A 17299-nucleotide genomic window follows, 5' to 3' on the forward strand; every position below is an offset into this window, starting at 1 on the left:
ATATTTTAAGATATGAATAAAAAGTAAAAGTAGTGTTTTTATTATAAAATCTGCGCCCTATATAAATAAATATTACTACATTTGTACGCATTGAAACTAACTACAAATACAGGATTATGAAAAAGTTTTTAATAATGGCTACGCTTGCAGTGTGCACTTTTGCTTTACATGCTCAAGATACTAAGCCTTATGAGGAGAAAATGAATAGTATTGAAGCTCAATACAAAGTATTGCTCAATGAATATCAAGCTATTAAGAAAAGATCTAAAACATCTATCACAACAGAAGATGCTAATAAGATAGAAGAGATAAAAGCTAAAGCTGAACGCTTAGACTCCTTACAGAAAGCAACAACTTTAGAGATAGTACGTAAATTTAAAAACACTACTTTCCCTGCCAAATATGTTTCTGACTTAGTATATAGCTTCGACTTTGACGAGATGAAAGAGGTGTGCGACCCTTCTTCTGGCTATTACAATGACAAAAGCATGGAATTGGTAAAGAAAAGATGGGAATCATTACAACTTCGTCAGCCGGGAATAAAATTCCATGAACTAAAAATGGCAGACCTCAATGGTAAAGCTGTTACCCTTAGCGATTATGCAGGTAAAGGCAAATATGTCCTCGTAGACTTTTGGGCTTCATGGTGTGGTCCTTGTCGTATGGAAATGCCTAATGTCGTAAAAGCATACAAACAATTTCACCCTAAAGGATTTGAAATAGTAGGCGTTAGCTTTGATCAAAAGAAAGAGTCATGGGCAGCTGCAGTAAAGAGCTTAGGCATGACATGGCCACAAATGTCCGACTTAAAGGGTTGGCAATGTGCTGCTGCTAAGACTTATGGCATCACGACCATTCCTTCTAACATACTAATAGACCCACAAGGAAAGATAGTAAAGATAGACCTAATGGGAGAAGAGCTGCAAAAAGTCTTGTCTGAAATATATAAATAAAAAACACATAAATATAATACTTAGTATATATATAATGTAAAGAACATCTATAAGGTATAAAACCTTGTAGATGTTCTTTCTTTTATTATCAAGATATATAAGACTTTGAAATATCATTCTTTTTAACTACCTTTGCATATTTAGAATTAAACTATTATTATGCAAGATCTCTCAGATGCACAATTAGCACATTTATTAAATAAAGATATATTTCATAATATTTCCAAAGCTGCCGATAAATTAGGATTAGAATGCTATGTTGTAGGTGGTTATGTTCGCGATTTGTTTTTAGAACGCCCATCTAATGATATAGATGTAGTGGTAGTAGGAAGCGGCATTAAGGTAGCTCATGAGCTGAAAAATATCTTAGGAAAGCAAGCACATATATCTATTTTTAAGAATTTTGGCACTGCTCAGGTAAAATATAAAAACATAGAAGTAGAGTTTGTTGGTGCTCGTAAAGAAAGCTATAGCCATGATAGCAGAAAGCCTTTAGTGGAAAATGGCACCTTAGAAGACGACCAAAATCGTCGCGACTTTACTATTAATGCCATGGCAATATGCCTAAACAGCCATCTTTTTGGAAAGCTAATAGATCCCTTTGGAGGCATTGATGACCTTTGGGACGGTATAATACGCACACCTCTCGACCCTGATGTTACCTTTTCTGATGATCCATTGCGCATGATGCGTTGTATACGTTTTGCTACCCAGCTCAACTTTTTCATAGAGGACGACACTTTTGCCGCACTTGAACGTAATGCGGAACGCATAAAAATAATTAGCAATGAGCGCATTATAGAAGAGCTAAATAAGATAATTATGACTAAAACGCCCAGTAAAGGATTTGTAGACTTGCAACGTTGTGGGCTATTACAAATCATTATGCCAGAGCTTACATCTATGGACGTTGTAGACATAAAAAATGGTAGGGCACATAAAAACAACTTTTATCACACACTTGAGGTGCTTGATAATATTTGTAAAAAAACAAATAACATTTGGCTAAGATGGGCAGCTCTATTACATGATATTGGGAAACCTAAATGTAAACGCTGGGATAACATTATAGGTTGGACATTTCATAACCACAACATAGTAGGTGCAAACATGGTACCTAAACTATTTAGGAGAATGAAATTGCCCATGGATATGAAAATGAAATATGTACGCAAACTTGTAGATATGCACATGCGTCCTATTGCTATTGCTGATAAAGAGGTAACCGACTCTGCTGTAAGACGACTTATAAATGACGCTGGAAATGATATTGACGACCTTATGACACTGTGTGAAGCAGATATAACAAGCAAAAACGAGGTACGCAAACAACGCTTTTTAAATAATTTTAAAATAGTAAGGGAAAAGATAGAAGCACTTAAAGAACAAGATTACAAACGCCTCTTACAACCATGTATTGATGGAAATGAAATTATGGAAATATTCCATTTAAAACCAAGCTATGAAGTAGGCTTACTTAAAAAATCATTAAAAGAAGCTATCTTAGACAACAAAGTGCCAAACGAACGCGAGCCTTTACTAAAATTACTAAACGAAACTGCAAAAGAGTTAGGCTTAATATAAGTTTTAACTCTTTTATTTTTACAAAGTAAATATTGTTAAAAAGAGCATACCCTATTATATACTTACGAAAGAAATTGAGTACTTTTGCATTAAAAGGATAAGCATTTTAACAACTCAAGTTATCATTTCTTTTAGTACTTTATTAATTTAATAGTTATTAGGAACATCTAAAAATGAGTTGTTAAATATCTCCCAACTGAAATAATATTATAATAAAACAATATATGAAAATAAACAAATTATTATTAGTTGCAATCACTTTGTCTATAATTTTAGTTGGTTGCAATAAGAGCCAGCATACCCTGCCTACAAGTGATGAATATCCTGTAATTACTATAGGAGCATCAAATGCACAATCAAAGACAACATATCCTGCCACTATAAAAGGTATTCAAGATGTAGAGATAAGACCAAAGGTTAGTGGATTTATTACTCAACTTAATGTACATGAAGGTCAATATGTTAAAACAGGGCAAGTATTATTCGTTATAGACAACTCTACCTACCAAGAAGCTGTGCGTCAAGCACAAGCACAAGTAGCAGCAGCACAAAGTGCTGTAATGCAAGCTCAAGCAGGAGTTGTTACTGCAAAAGCTAATTTAAATTCGGCTACTGCACAGAAAGCCACTGCCTATTTAACTTATAGTAACAGTAAAAATCTTTATGCTAACAAGGTTATTGGGGAATATGAGCTACAATCTTCAAAAAATTCATATACCACAGCAGAAGCATCTGTGCGCCAAGCACAAAGCGGAATATCACAGGCAGAAGCATCTGTACGTCAAGCTCAAGCACAAGTAAAACAAGCTCAAGCAGGATTATCAACAGCTAAGAACAACCTAAGCTTCTGCTATGTGAAGAGTCCTACTTCCGGATATATCGGAAGTTTGCCATATAAGGAGGGAGCACTGGTAAGCCCTTCTTCTATACAGGCTGTTACTACAGTGAGCAATGTTTCTACTATGGAGGTTTATTTCTCCTTAACAGAATCGGATATGCTAAAGCTATCACGCACAGAAAAAGGATTAACTAAAGCTATTAGGACTTTCCCTGCTGTTAGCTTACAGCTCATAGATGGGTCTATCTATAACCATGAGGGTACTATAGTGAAAACAAGTGGTATAGTAGATGCCGCAACAGGGACTATCAGTGTTATAGCTCGTTTTCCTAATCCAGAAAGATTATTAAAGAGTGGTGGTAGTGGTCAGATCATAATAGCAAAGACTGACAACCATGCTATAGTTATCCCACAAGAGGCAGTAGTGCAGGTTCAAGACAAAATGTTTGTTTATAAAGTAGATAAATATAATAAAGTGCATTATACCGAAATTATCGTTGCTACAGAGAACGATGGCAAAAACTACATTGTTACTCATGGACTAAAGATGGGTGAGAGAATTGTTGTCAAAGGAGTATCTGCTCTTACTGATGGTGAAAAGATAAAGGCTTTAACAGAAGCCGAATATGCTAAAGCCATTAAGAAGGCACAAGAGCTAAGTAAGAGTCAATCTTCAGCTTCTGCCTTTGTAAAAGCTATGCAAAGTAATGACAATAAATAATATTAATATTCTCACATAGGATAAACAAATATGACTTTTTCTAATTTTATTAAGCGACCGGTATTATCAACAGTAATATCTATCTTTTTTGTTCTATTAGGTATAATCGGATTAATAGCTTTACCCGTTGAGCAGTATCCTGACATAGCTCCTCCCACCATACAAGTATCGACAAGCTATGCAGGTGCTGACGCTCAAACCGTATTAAACTCTGTAATTGTTCCTTTAGAAGAGAGCATAAATGGTGTAGAGAACATGACTTACATGACCTCTCAAGCTACTAACGAAGGTAAAGCTCAAATCACCATCTACTTTAAACAAGGTACAGACCCTGATATGGCTTCCGTTAATGTACAAAACAGAGTAACTCAAGCACAGGCACTATTACCTTCGGAGGTAACACAAGTAGGAGTAACAACCTCTAAACGTCAGAGTAGTAATGTTATAATATTTGCCCTAACAAGCGATAACGGACGTTATGACGAAAAGTTCTTAACCAATTATAGTGATATAAACATCGTTCCTGCTCTAAAACGTGTAAAGGGAGTAGGTAATGTGCAGATTTTTGGTGCATTAACTTATAGTATGCGCATTTGGTTACAACCTGATAAGATGAAGCAATATAACTTAATGCCACAAGACATAGTTGCTGCTCTTGCCGAACAAAACATAGAAGCTGCTCCGGGAAAGTTTGGAGAACAGAGCAATATGGCTTACGAATATACTATGCGCTATAAAGGACGTTTGAAAAATCCACAAGAATATAACAACATTATTATTAGCAGCAATACCGACGGACATACTTTATATCTTCGCGATGTGGCAAAGATAGAATTAGGAGGATTATCTTATGCTGTTAGTATGGAAAGCGATGGTAAGCCTGCCGTTATTGGTGCGGTACAACAAGTATCTGGATCGAATGCAACCGAAGTGGCTAATGGCGTAAAAAAAGAATTTGAAAACCAAGCAAAAAATTTCCCTCCCGGCATGAAGATGAATGTCGTTGTTGATGTTACCGACTTCTTATTTGCCTCTATCGAAGAAGTGTTTTTTACACTATTCTTAACCTTGGCTTTAGTATTTCTTGTAGTATATATCTTCTTACAAGACTTACGTTCCACACTTATCCCATTGATTGCTGTCCCTGTCTCATTAATAGGTACTTTCTTATTCTTATGGATGTTTGGCTTCTCTATTAACCTGCTCACTCTATCTGCTTTATTACTTGCTATTGCAATAGTGGTAGACGATGCTATTGTAGTAGTGGAAGCCGTACATGCTAAGCTGGATATAGGGTATAAAAGTAGCTTAACGGCTTCTATTGATGCCATGAACGAACTCTCAAGTGCTATCATCTCTATCACTCTTGTTATGGCTGCCGTCTTCGTACCTGTTTCGTTTTTAAGTGGTACATCAGGTACTTTCTATCGTGAGTTTGGTGTAACTATGGCTATTTCTATAGTTATTTCAGCCATCAATGCCCTAACACTGTCCCCTGCTCTTTGCGCTTTATTATTAAAACCACATAATAAAAAAGAAAATAAAGCAAACTCTACTTTTATTAATCGCTTTAATACGTCTTTTAATACCGCATTCGATAAGATAACAAATAAATATAAAAAAGGTGTTGAACGTATTATAAAGAAACCTATTATCACAGCAATAGCAGTTGTTTTTGGCATATTAGTGCTAATAATCACTATGAGCACTACAAGTACGGGGTTAGTACCTAATGAAGATACTGGTAATATTATGATATCCATATCTACTCCTCCTGGTACCTCTAAATCGGTAACGAGGCAAATAGTAAACGACGTTGATAAGATGTTAGCTAATAATCCTGCCATAGAAACACGTCAAAACCTTGTTGGATTCAGCTTAATAGGTGGACAAGGCTCTAATCAGGCAGCTTTCTTTATAAAACTTAAGTCGTTTGATAAACGTGCTTCTAAAAATATCTTCTTACGTATAGCAGAATGTTTTAAGCAAGGTAGCCTCATTCCGCTGTTCTTAAACCCTATGGAGTCGAACATGGTTTTAGGTATGATATATAAGCAAGTGGCAAGCATAAAAGGTGCTCAAATATTAGCTTTTGGACCTCCTATGATACCAGGCTTCTCTATGGTAAACGGTATTACTATGACCATGCAAGACAAAACAGGTGGCGACATAAATAAGTTCTTAAGCGTTACACGCAGCTTCTTAGAAGAATTGCAAAAACGTCCTGAAGTTTCAAAAGCTATGACTACCTATGACACACAATATCCTCAATATATGGTAGATGTAGATGTTACCAAAACTAAACAGGCTGGCATTTCGCCTAAAACTGTTCTTTCTACTTTACAAGGATATTATGGTGGTATGTATGCTTCTAACTTCAATACTTATGGTAAGCTATACAGAGTAATGATACAAGGAACAGCAGAAAGCAGACTAACAAAAGAAAGCTTACAAAACATATACGTGCGTACTCCAAAAGGTATGGCTCCTATAAATAGCTTTATTACTTTACAGCGCATTTATGGACCACAAGTAATGAATCGTTTCAACTTGTTTACTTCCATAGATGTTAATATAACTCCACAAGAAGGATATTCTTCTGGAGATGTGCTAAAAGCCATAAAAGAAGTCTCTAAAGACCATCTTCCTGCTGGATATGGGTATGAGTATTCGGGCTTAACACGATCGGAGAGCGAGCAAAGTAACACTACTGTTATTATATTTGCATTATGTATAGTTTTCGTTTATTTAATTTTAAGTGCGCTATATGAGAGCTATCTCTTGCCTTTAGCTGTGGTACTTTCTATTCCTTTTGGCTTAGCAGGAGCCTTTCTCTTTACACTTTTGTTTGGACATAATAACGATATTTATATGCAAATATCTCTTATCATGCTTATTGGCTTATTAGCAAAGAACGCTATCTTAATAGTAGAATTTGCTTTAGACCGTCGCCGCACAGGTATGGATATACGCCATGCTGCCATTCTTGGAGCTAAAGCTCGTCTTAGACCTGTGTTAATGACAGCATTAGCTATGATAGTGGGCTTAATACCACTAATGTTTGCAAGTGGTGTGGGACGTAACGGAAACCAAACTTTAGGAGCAGCGGCTGTAGGTGGAATGCTTATAGGCACACTTTGCCAAGTATTCTTTGTTCCTACGTTGTTTACAATATTCCAACACATACAGGAACGCTTTTCTCCTATACGCTTCAATGATGAGAAAAACAAAGACAACTTAGAAAAACCAGAGTAATATGCTTAGAAAGCTAATTGTAAAAAGCAAGAAGATAACAGGTTATAACTTTTCATATAGATTATAAAATGAAGAAATTACACATATTTATAATAGCGTTTGCAGCCTTGTCTTTGACAGGCTGTAAAAGCCTTTATGGCAACTATAAACGTCCTAAAGCAAAGATGACAGGCGTTGTTCGCCACCCCATAGACGACCATGCACAGCTTGATGGTACTAACGATTTTGGCAATTTGCCATGGCGCAGCGTCTTTACTGATACCCTATTACAGAAAATCATAGAACGATCGCTTGACAATAACCCTAACCTTATCAATGCAATTCTCAATATAGACATTGCAGAGCAACAGCTTAGAGCAGCAAAGTTAGCCTTTTTACCTAATGTGATATTAAACCCTACAGGGACAATATCTCAATTTAGTAACCAACCAGAGCCTACTAAAGCCTATACCTTCCCCATTGCTGCAAGCTGGAATGTTAGCCTTTTCGGTCAACTCCGTGCACAGAAGAAGTCGGCACAGGCCATGCTCATGCAAGCTAAAGATTATAAAGTAGCTGCCCAAACATCGCTTATTTGTAATGTTGCTAACCTGTATTACACACTCTTAATGCTTGATAGCCAGAAAGAGATAGTGGAAAACATGGCTAAACTTGCCAAAGACACATGGGATATGATGAAGCTACAAATAAAGTTTGGACGCGCTCGCTCTACAAGTGTGCAAAGTGCAGAGGCTGCATATTATAATATTCTAACACAAGGAGTTACTATAAGAAACAATATTCGTAAAGCAGAAAACTCTTTAAGCCTGCTATTAGGTGAACCCGCACATAAAATTAATCGTGGGAACTTCTACTATCAAACTCTTCCTGTAACCTTCTCTGGTGGCATTGGTATAGAGCAGCTAAGCAATCGCGCCGATGTCCATGCTAACGAGATGGCTCTTGCACAATGCTTTTATAACGTGCAAGAAGCTCGAAGCAGATTTTATCCTGCTTTAAACATATCGCCAACAGCAGCGTGGTCGAATGGTAATGGATTAATAAACCCTGGAAAACTACTTCTTAGCATAGCAGGAAGCCTTACCCAGCCCATCTTTGCACAAGGAAAACTAAAAGCAGGACTTCGTGTTACTCAAGATCAATATAAGCAGGCTTATAACAAATGGCAAAACAGTATTCTCACAGCTGGAGCAGAGGTTAGCAATGCCCTTGTAGGATATAGCTCTGCTAACGAAAAGACCAAACTTATTCAACGACAAATAGATGTGTTAAAAAAGAATGTAGAGCAAACACAGCTACTTTATAAGCAAAGCTCAAGCTCGTATATAGAGGTTATTACCGCACAACAGGGGCTGTTAAACGCTCAAATAGTACAGGTGCAAGAACAGTTTGCCAAGCTACAAGCTATAGTAAATCTATATTATGCCTTAGGAGGCGGTGCAAAATAAAACAATAAAAAACACGCCTTTTACTAAGGCTACACCTCTTTATATTATAAGTCCACTCATTCTCTATAGGGTAATATATACCTTTTTTAGAATGAGTGGACTTATGTTTTATTTATAGCAGCCCTATAAAACAAAAGCTATAGGGTTTTTATAAATATGCCTTTACTTATTAGGCACTACAACAGGCTTCACCTCAAAGTCGACTGAAGAGTCGTCAATATCAGAGAATTTCTTACCATCAAAACGTCTTGTTAGCATTTTTCCTGCGCCTACCTCTAAATCATCGTCAGCTTTAGTGTAAACACCATTCCATGCTTTATCTAATTTTCGTGAAATAGGTGCATATGAAGTCTTGGTTGTTGTCCCCTTATACCTTACATTTACTGCATCTACTACCCATTCATTAGGTAAAAACATTAATATTTGATGCTTAGAATGACCATCGCTTGTCCAATTTACAAAACGCCCATATTTACTTCCTGAATTTTCAACTTCTTTAAGTAGCTTTTCATTAGTAGTAGCATTAGTCATATCTGCTTTTATCTTTTTTATAGGCTCTGCCAAGCGTATAAGTGCTATTGTAAAGTTTCGCTCAAAGCTAAAATCACTTGCATCTTCTTCGTTCCAAATTCCTACTTTTGTTTTATCATCTTTCATATTAAGTTGCTGATCCTTATTGTCATCTACACAGTAAAGGAAAGTCATATGTGGCACTTCATCATTACCATTCTGTCCCCACTCAAAATTAGCCTTTGAAAGATCTATAAACTTATCCCAGCCTTTATATTGCTTAGGATCTGCCTCAGAATCTTCCAAATATTTCTTTTGATGCTCTGCATGGTTAACAGCGTTCATGGCAATAACAATAGTTTCTCCCTTCTTTACAACATAAGGCTTATTGTCTTTATTCAATGGGAAACCTATCATATTTGATACTCCAAAACCTTTTTGAGTATAATCGTCTTTAGGGTTTGTAAACGCAACAGGTTCTGCCGCATCATACAAACATAATGCCAATACTGTATTCTCAAGACTTATATCATGGTCGGTAGGATTATAAATAGAAATAAACTTATCGTCAGTTTCTTCTGACTTATCACCATTAGGTGTAATCATATAGTTACCAGCGTAATAAATATCTTTTATTATCAAGTCTGGAGATTTTGCCTCTGCATTGTTTTTGTCTTCAATTATGTCACCATTACGGGTACAGTTAGCAAACAGCGCTATTATAGCCAAAGCGCATAAAATAGTTTTCTTCATTGTTTTATTTGTTAGTTATATTAATATATATGTATACAAAATAGGTGTAAGTCCAAAGGTATGTGGGAAAAGGTTCTACGCATATCTACGAACTTACACCTTTGTTAATAAAAAAAATAATCTATCTTTTTTTTTATTCTAATGCTTACTTTTTCTTTGTGCGAGCTTGTATAGAATTTACTTTCCAATAAGCTTCTGCATTAAACGTTGGTTTTCCTTTCTCATCGCGCTTACAAAGAGAAGGAATGCCCTTAGCGAAGTTAAGGCTTGAGTTCATCTGTGCCACAAAGCCCTTGCCATCTGTTCTACGTATCAAAGCTCCTTGCATATCGAGAGGGTTGAAAGATGTGTTAGCAAAATCGGCACTACCATAAATTCTTTTACATACGCTTGCAGTACCAGCATCATACCACCATACCTTTTCTTTCTTCTCATTGCCATTCTCCATTATTGGACGCCCCTTAGCATCATACATAGTAACCTCACTTGGAGCAGTAAGAAGGTCAAACTTCTTATTTGAAGAAGGGCATATAGTTAAGAAGTCTACCACCCAGTTGTAGTCAAGCTCTATTGTTGCAGGAAGACTGGTGCCACCTTTAACATATATCTCTTGATAGTAAGCTGTAGGATATTTGCTCTTATCTTCTAACGCCTTTTTCTTAGCAGGATCAGATTCATCATTTATAGCATCTCTCTCTGTAGCATAATGTTCGTATAACGCATACCAGTTATTACGAGAGCGTGGAGACTCATCAGGGAAAAAGCCCTCTGCATCTTTTACATGAGGCTTTGTAGCGTCGCCGTCAGGCAGCTTAACTAAAGCTATACGCATGCTCTGGTCTACACCACTAAAAGGTAAATCGTCCCATAAAACCAAATCCTTCATGTTAGGAATATCCTTATTATCATATTTATCATCAGGGTTAGGTTCACGTTGGTTACATAGCTCAAAGGTTTTATCCTTAGGCAGCTTGCTATAATCTGGTAAAGCCTCCCAACCCATATAGTCCGATGACTTAGATGCGTATTCGCTTCCTGTTTCTATTTCGTTCTCTTCAAAGAACTTCTTTTTATGATCGCAAGCGTATTTTACTATTATTACGCTGTCGCCAGGCTGAATAATATGTGGCTTTTTTGTTACAGGGTCGTTAGGGAAATAAGACATTCCGCTAATGCCATAATAACGATTAACAAAAGTACCATTACCTTCTGCTTGCAAAGAATATTGCATGCTTGGGTCTGCAGCATGCACAGCTATAGCCATATTAGCAAGCGATATAGGCTTATCGGTAGGATTAGCTATCACTAAATAGTTAGCATCGGTATATCTCGCATATTGGCTATCCATTTTATACATTGATAAATCTTTCCAAGTAAGATACCCTGTATAAAACACCTCTTTAAAGATAAGGTGGTTTACTTTAGAATTAGCATCAGTTTTATTGGGCATATCCCCATTTCTCTGACACCCAACGAAAAGCGTTGACAACGACATGCACGCCAACGCTAACATGCAATTGATTTTTTTCATATCTTTGATCTTTTATAGTTAATTATATCTGCTCTCGTTTATAAGAACCAGTTACCGAAGGCTCCAAAGCCATGTGTCTTAACATTTTGGCTTGCCCCGTATGCCTCTTCGCCTGTTAAACCTATCTCCTTGCCAAGATAATAATAATAAGGCTCTGTAGGAGAAACGTTAGTAGGGTCGGAATCGAACCTGTTACAATACACCTTTATAGGAATATTAAAGCGTGTAAGCTCTTTCCATTCTGGCTTTTCGAGTGATGTTACCTTAGAGTCCCAGTAAGGATCATAGAAAGGCGCGCATGCTTTTACGCTCTTCATCCAGTCCCAATAACCAGCATAGTCTAACTCTTTATTAGCAATGGTAGCCTTAGGAATGTAAGCCTTTTTACCTTTCTTTATCTTCATAACCCTTACAGAAAGATAAAAATAAGGTAAGATGTATGAAGGACGAGAATACTTTTCGTGATCGCTTGTAAAACCTTTTACCTTAAAAGGCCATGTGTCGTTTGTATAACTTGCCCCTACTCTCTCATCTATATATGGTCTAAAGTTAGAAGAAGGCTCATTAGCCTCATAGTAAAAGTTGATATGCCCTTTTAAGCCTACACAGTCTTTATCGTATGTAGCACACGAATTAGCATCGGAAGCGTCGAGAGGAGGTAACAAACGAATGTTATAAAACTCGCGCATACCATCTGCCATAGCATTCTGGTGCCATGTGTCGCGATAAAAATACTCAAACAAGTTTTTAGTAGCGTTCTGCCTACGCTCGAATTTAGTATCACCTAAGTTCGTATCGTCATCTACTTTCTTAAAATAAGGCGACTCAAGAGGCGTTGGATCTACTTTGCCATTTTCTCCGTTTTTATCTAACTGCCATGTACCTCTACAGTCCATTACCTTATAATCTTTGCCCTTATCGTCTACATCGCTAATGGTAAAGAATATCTGATACTCATCAGAATGCTTGTATATCTCGTCGTTAAGCAGCTTACCGTCTTTATCTAAGAAATATAAGCATATACCCCAAAGGTTTTTATCTCCACCTATAAGGCGAATGTAAGGTTGCTTGGGGGTAGGCTTGCCCAACTTCTTCTCAAAGACCGTCTGTATGCTCTTTTCCCATTCTACCTTTACTGTAGGAAAATCTGTATTGTTGTTTTCGACAACTACAAACTCCTCTTGACGCCAAGGAGCTGCTGGGTAAACATAGTTGCCATGGAACTTCTCATCACCATGTGAGTGGCCTTCCTTAAACATTACTACACAGCGTGCCCAGTTGTGAAAGGCTCCGTCCTTATCAGGATCTTTCATATCTTCGGTAAATGGAGCTTTCCTTTGCAAGCTATCTACCATAGCGTCAGCACCACTATGTGGCACTTCTTTTTGTTCCAACGGGTTCTCGGTATAGTTGATATGCATATTTCCAAAAACGAAATCATCGCATGAAGTGCAGCATAATATCAACAAGAGAACGAGCGAAAAACTATATTTCTTCATTTTGTTTTTTTTATATATGTATATATAAGTCTTCTTTAAAATTGTCTATATCTTATAGGCTTCTCATAGATAAGCACTATTTTTTACATGACAAATATATTCTTTCTATTTCTCGAGATTAAATAATCTTTAGAGAAGAAATATTTCTTTATAAGGTCAGACCCCATCTTAGGGTAATACTTAGAGAAATCTTGCACAAACTTGTCTTCACCGTCATTCATGTCGGCTATAACACGGAATGTTAAAGGAATGTCGATGTCGTGATTGCTCCACTCTGATTTTATCTGATTAAACCTGTAAAGACCTGTTTCTGCTCCTTGGTGAATACTGCCTGCTATCTCTGGGGCTTTCACATTAGCTTCAGGATCTTCATTACCATATTTAGGCCAAATAGTAATCTTACTATTCTTACCCTCTGCTGCCTGCTGCGAAACTATATTACACAGGCTAACCTGTAAGGCAAACTCTGTATTAGCCTGCTTAAACTGCATAACGCCTTTAAAGCCCATACGGTCTAAGAAGTTAGAATTGCCTGTACCTATCTTACGCATCTGATGTAAAAGCTCCACAAAGTCGCCCTGACGCTGTCTAAGAGTGTTTGTACCATCTGTTACAACACCACCATCGCCACTACCCTCTTGGTATTCATAGCCTAACTGATGCTCAAATGGGTCGGTATCACGATACTCGTATGTAAAGAGTTCGCTTGCTTTTTCGGCTGCATGAGGCACACTGATAGCCTGATAAAACCTATGACCATTCCACTCTGCAGTGTTATCTTTCAAAGAAGAAAAGTCGTTAACTGCCTTTGCCATTAAGGTGGTATCGTATGGAACTGGCTTTAAAGCATCTCCATCTAAAGGACCTGGCACGGCGTTAGTAGTAGTAATATCACATTGCTTTAGCTTATCGCCATCTTTTTCAAAGGTAAAGTCTGTATAGAAAACAGGATCTTTACCTAAGGTATGTGGATAAAAACCTTGCTTGCTGTCGCTCTTTATGGTTTTACCATCTATACTGTAACGATGTCTTAACACCTCGTTACCAATGGTAAAGAAATGCTGGTGCTGCACCAAGGTAGAGTTGTCATAGTCTGGAGTACCATTTTTATTATAATAAAACTGGATAAACTCACCGTTTATAATCTGGTGATTAGCCCCGTAATAGGTAAGCTCAAGACCATAATAAACATCGTTTGAAGCTACAACGTCGAAGTGGTCGCGCTCGCTGGTTATCTGCATCTGGCCATCATCGCCCTTGCTAATCTCTATCTGTTGCATTAAAGGATAGTTGCCTACGGCATCGGTATTAACACTTATCATGTTATACGAATCCTGATTGTAAGTGTTATCTATACTGTTGTCGGCACCAAAGTTACCCACCTTTATATTACCGCCCTTAAAGCCCATTCTAAGAACAGCACTTACGGAATATATCTGTGAGTGGCCTTTACCATTATACTCGATAGAAGCAGGTGGTGCCTTTACTACACTCCTTAAGAAGTCGTCTACTTTATCTGTAGAGCAAGATGTTAACAAGCTGCCACATGCTAAAATAATAGAGTATATAAATATTTTATATCGTAACATTGTCTTTAAAATTTAATTAGTGTACGCAAAGAATAGTTCATACCACGCTCGTGTGCATAATATCTAAAGCGGTCGGTATATTCTTTATATAATGTATTAAGGATATTGTCTCCTATCAACATAAACTTCACCTCTCTCTTGCCAGGCAGCTTAAATGTAACATCAGCCGATGCTCCAAGCAAGAAATAAGGGTCTGGAGATACGGGAACCAAATCTTTATTAGGATCGAAACGGTTTTGCTTTGTAACATAATCGCCTGATAAAGAGAAAGAAGCAACAGTCTTTTTCTGTTTACCAAAAGCCATGTCATAGCTTGCAGACAAGCCGTACTTATCTGAAGGCATGAATGGTAACCAGTCGTCGCGGGTAACGTTACGAGCAAAAATCCATTCACCTTTAGCCACTACGCTCAAACCTTTAACAGGCTTTACAGTAGCCTCTACATCGCCACCACACAACCTAACATCGTCTTGGTCGTACATAAACTTAGCATACTTTCCGCTCGGACTGTTATGAAAACGATCCACACCATAACCTATATGGTCGTATATGTAGCTATTAATGCGCTGATAAAACATACTTGGCTCTACAGATATCCATGTGTTACGATATCTTGCGCCCAAAATAGACTTCCAGCCACGCTCACTCTTTAGGTTTCTGTTTCCCACTACCCAGTAAGAACCTTCCTGAAGACCAATGGCATAAAGCTCATTAATATCTGGTGGACGCCATGACCAACCTATGTTAGCACGCATATCCCAATTGTCATTAAACTGGTAATGAGCTGCGAAACTTGAGGTAAAATTACTATATACCTTAAAGTCGTCATAATAGTTGTAAGCGTTTAGCGTAGTGTAACCACTTACACTCATAACACGGAAGTCGTAACGCAAACCCAGCTCACATTGCAGCTTTTCTAAGAATGTAGCCTTTTGCAGCAAGAATGCACCCATGGTAAGGGCAGCAAAGTTTGGCACAAAGGCAGGATTTCTTGTACCAGGGAAATTATAATTAGACTGATATGTGTTAGCTAAACCCGCAAAAGTAGACATCTTGAAAGGCTTCCACGTCTTTTTATAAGAAAGGTCGCCCTTATAAGTCTTTAAGATAAGGTCTTGCATAGGTATAACGCTCCACTCTTTCTTCATACGGTTTTCATATTCCTGACGCAAATTCTCTTGGAAAGACACCGTAAGATCTAACGTCTGAGTCGGGTCTATACGATATTTTACCTCACCTTTTAACGTAAAGTGTTGCGACTGCTGGAAAGGTATACCTATATTATAAGAGAAAGGCTGCAATGACGACTCTAACGGACGCCCTATGCGGAAACGCTCCTGAAGCTGTGTAAGGTCTGATATCTGGCTACCAAAATATATTCCTTCGCGCTGATAAAACAAGCTCGCAAGCACTGTTGCTGTAATATGCTTATTCTCAAAGCCTCCTAAGGCAGACATGCTTATATTATTATAGCCAGTGTTATTCATTATATATTCCGGAGTATGATAATCGCCACCTTTGGTATAATTGCCATGGAAACGCACACCAAAATTTTTCCAGCCTGCTTCAATACTTCCTGAACCGCTCACACCGCGTGCGTTAGTATCGTAACCTATATTAGCTACTCCCTTTACTATAGGCTTCTTATGCCCATAAGGTAAAGGAGCGTCGTTAAGCAAAACAACACCACCCATAGCACCAAAACCATAACGTATACACTCTGCACCCTTTACTACCTCTACCATACTGGCACCAGTATAGTCTATCTCAGGTGCATGGTCGTTACCCCAGCTTTGGCTTTCGAGCTTCACACCATTATTCATAAGCAAAATACGGCTACTGTGCATACCTTGTATAACAGGCTTTGCAACGGTGCTACCTGCACTAATAGAGCTAACACCAGGTATAGTTTCCAGCATCTTAGCAAGCGAAGTGGCACCTCCCTTTTCCAAAACGCTCTGATCTATGGCAGCAGCTTGCTGCAAAGTGTTAGTGTGCCTGCGCTGAGTAGTAACGGTAACACCTTTCAACGTCTGTGCATCTTCCTTTAACCTTACAGTAACCTTAGCACCGTCTTGCATGTTTACAAAAATAACACTGTTTTTGTAGCCAATGTAAGACACAGTAACTTTTGATTTACCCGTACTTTGCTTAAACACTAAAGTACTACGTCCAGCTTGGTCAGTTACACAAGGATTATCTAAATCGCTACTACGTATCACCGCTCCGGGAATAGGATCGCCGGATTGTGAGTCCACAACAGTAATAACGACACTCGCCTTATCTGACGCAGCCATTACGGACTTTTCTTGATTAACCACAATTCCGGCATAGGTCATATTGCTAAAAAACAATAAGGATACTAACAACAATGTTTCCTTCACAATCTTTCGCAAACTTAACCCGCACACCTGTGGATGTCGAAAATTTCTTAACATTTTTATTTAGTTGATAATATAATTTGATGCAAAGGTATAGTTCTTTTTTCTATCTGTTTAAAAAGAGCTATCACCAAAAGTAGGTATTTTTACAAAATAGCTATCCTAATAAATGAGGATAAAAAAGATTTATATTTTTCTTTACAACCACAAAAGTGGTAAACCCCATGTTTTACCACG

The 17299-nt window shown here is 37.7% G+C and carries 10 protein-coding genes; 5 read left to right on the forward strand and 5 right to left on the reverse strand.

Going from position 1 to position 17299, the window contains the following annotated elements:
• Positions 1–116: 116 nt before the first annotated feature.
• From F596_RS0102015 to F596_RS0102035, 5 genes are all read left to right on the forward strand, one after another.
• Positions 117–953 (forward strand): peroxiredoxin family protein, encoded by an 837-nt coding sequence (locus F596_RS0102015; RefSeq protein WP_019035669.1) that lies wholly within the window; start codon positions 117–119, stop codon positions 951–953.
• A gap of 159 nt (positions 954–1112) precedes the next feature.
• Positions 1113–2537 carry a CCA tRNA nucleotidyltransferase gene (locus F596_RS0102020; RefSeq protein WP_019035670.1) on the forward strand — a complete coding sequence of 475 codons (1425 nt, stop codon included), beginning with the start codon at positions 1113–1115 and terminating at the stop codon, positions 2535–2537.
• 224 nt (positions 2538–2761) lie between these two features.
• Positions 2762–4096 (forward strand): efflux RND transporter periplasmic adaptor subunit, encoded by a 1335-nt coding sequence (locus F596_RS0102025; RefSeq protein ID WP_019035671.1) that lies wholly within the window; start codon positions 2762–2764, stop codon positions 4094–4096.
• A 30-nt stretch (positions 4097–4126) separates the two neighbouring features.
• On the forward strand, positions 4127–7351 hold the full coding sequence (locus tag F596_RS10755; RefSeq protein WP_019035672.1) for an efflux RND transporter permease subunit: 3225 nt from the start codon (positions 4127–4129) through the stop codon (positions 7349–7351).
• Positions 7352–7419: 68 nt separating this feature from the next.
• Complete coding sequence (locus F596_RS0102035) at positions 7420–8799, forward strand: TolC family protein (protein ID WP_019035673.1); 1380 nt, start codon at positions 7420–7422, stop codon at positions 8797–8799.
• Between the two features lie 162 nt (positions 8800–8961).
• Here F596_RS0102035 and F596_RS0102040 read toward each other — a convergent pair whose 3' ends face one another.
• From F596_RS0102040 to F596_RS0102060, 5 genes are all read right to left on the reverse strand, one after another.
• A complete protein-coding gene (locus F596_RS0102040; protein ID WP_019035674.1) occupies positions 8962–10062 on the reverse strand; it encodes a DUF4876 domain-containing protein in 1101 nt (366 codons plus the stop codon).
• Positions 10063–10207: 145 nt separating this feature from the next.
• On the reverse strand, positions 10208–11593 hold the full coding sequence (locus F596_RS0102045; RefSeq protein WP_024992595.1) for a DUF4876 domain-containing protein: 1386 nt from the start codon (positions 11591–11593) through the stop codon (positions 10208–10210).
• Between the two features lie 38 nt (positions 11594–11631).
• A complete protein-coding gene (locus tag F596_RS0102050) occupies positions 11632–13092 on the reverse strand; it encodes a hypothetical protein (RefSeq protein WP_024992594.1) in 1461 nt (486 codons plus the stop codon).
• An 83-nt stretch (positions 13093–13175) separates the two neighbouring features.
• Positions 13176–14681, reverse strand: a complete 1506-nt coding sequence (locus tag F596_RS0102055) for a hypothetical protein (RefSeq protein ID WP_019035677.1) — start codon at positions 14679–14681, stop codon at positions 13176–13178.
• Between the two features lie 5 nt (positions 14682–14686).
• On the reverse strand, positions 14687–17020 hold the full coding sequence (locus tag F596_RS0102060; RefSeq protein WP_019035678.1) for a TonB-dependent receptor: 2334 nt from the start codon (positions 17018–17020) through the stop codon (positions 14687–14689).
• Positions 17021–17299: the final 279 nt, after the last annotated feature.

The organism is Prevotella amnii DSM 23384 = JCM 14753, from assembly GCF_000378745.1.
In the GTDB taxonomy this organism is placed as follows: Bacteria; Bacteroidota; Bacteroidia; order Bacteroidales; family Bacteroidaceae; genus Prevotella; species Prevotella amnii.

Excerpts from the sequence above, each read along its gene's own strand:
- F596_RS0102015 (WP_019035669.1), top strand. The coding sequence starts at position 117 with ATGAAAAAGTTTTTAATAATGGCTACGCTTGCAGTGTGCACTTTTGCT.
- F596_RS0102020 (WP_019035670.1), top strand. The coding sequence starts at position 1,113 with ATGCAAGATCTCTCAGATGCACAATTAGCACATTTATTAAATAAAGAT.
- F596_RS0102025 (WP_019035671.1), top strand. The coding sequence starts at position 2,762 with ATGAAAATAAACAAATTATTATTAGTTGCAATCACTTTGTCTATAATT.
- F596_RS10755 (WP_019035672.1), top strand. The coding sequence starts at position 4,127 with ATGACTTTTTCTAATTTTATTAAGCGACCGGTATTATCAACAGTAATA.
- F596_RS0102035 (WP_019035673.1), top strand. The coding sequence starts at position 7,420 with ATGAAGAAATTACACATATTTATAATAGCGTTTGCAGCCTTGTCTTTG.
- F596_RS0102040 (WP_019035674.1), bottom strand. The coding sequence starts at position 10,062 with ATGAAGAAAACTATTTTATGCGCTTTGGCTATAATAGCGCTGTTTGCT.
- F596_RS0102045 (WP_024992595.1), bottom strand. The coding sequence starts at position 11,593 with ATGAAAAAAATCAATTGCATGTTAGCGTTGGCGTGCATGTCGTTGTCA.
- F596_RS0102050 (WP_024992594.1), bottom strand. The coding sequence starts at position 13,092 with ATGAAGAAATATAGTTTTTCGCTCGTTCTCTTGTTGATATTATGCTGC.
- F596_RS0102055 (WP_019035677.1), bottom strand. The coding sequence starts at position 14,681 with ATGTTACGATATAAAATATTTATATACTCTATTATTTTAGCATGTGGC.
- F596_RS0102060 (WP_019035678.1), bottom strand. The coding sequence starts at position 17,020 with ATGACCTATGCCGGAATTGTGGTTAATCAAGAAAAGTCCGTAATGGCT.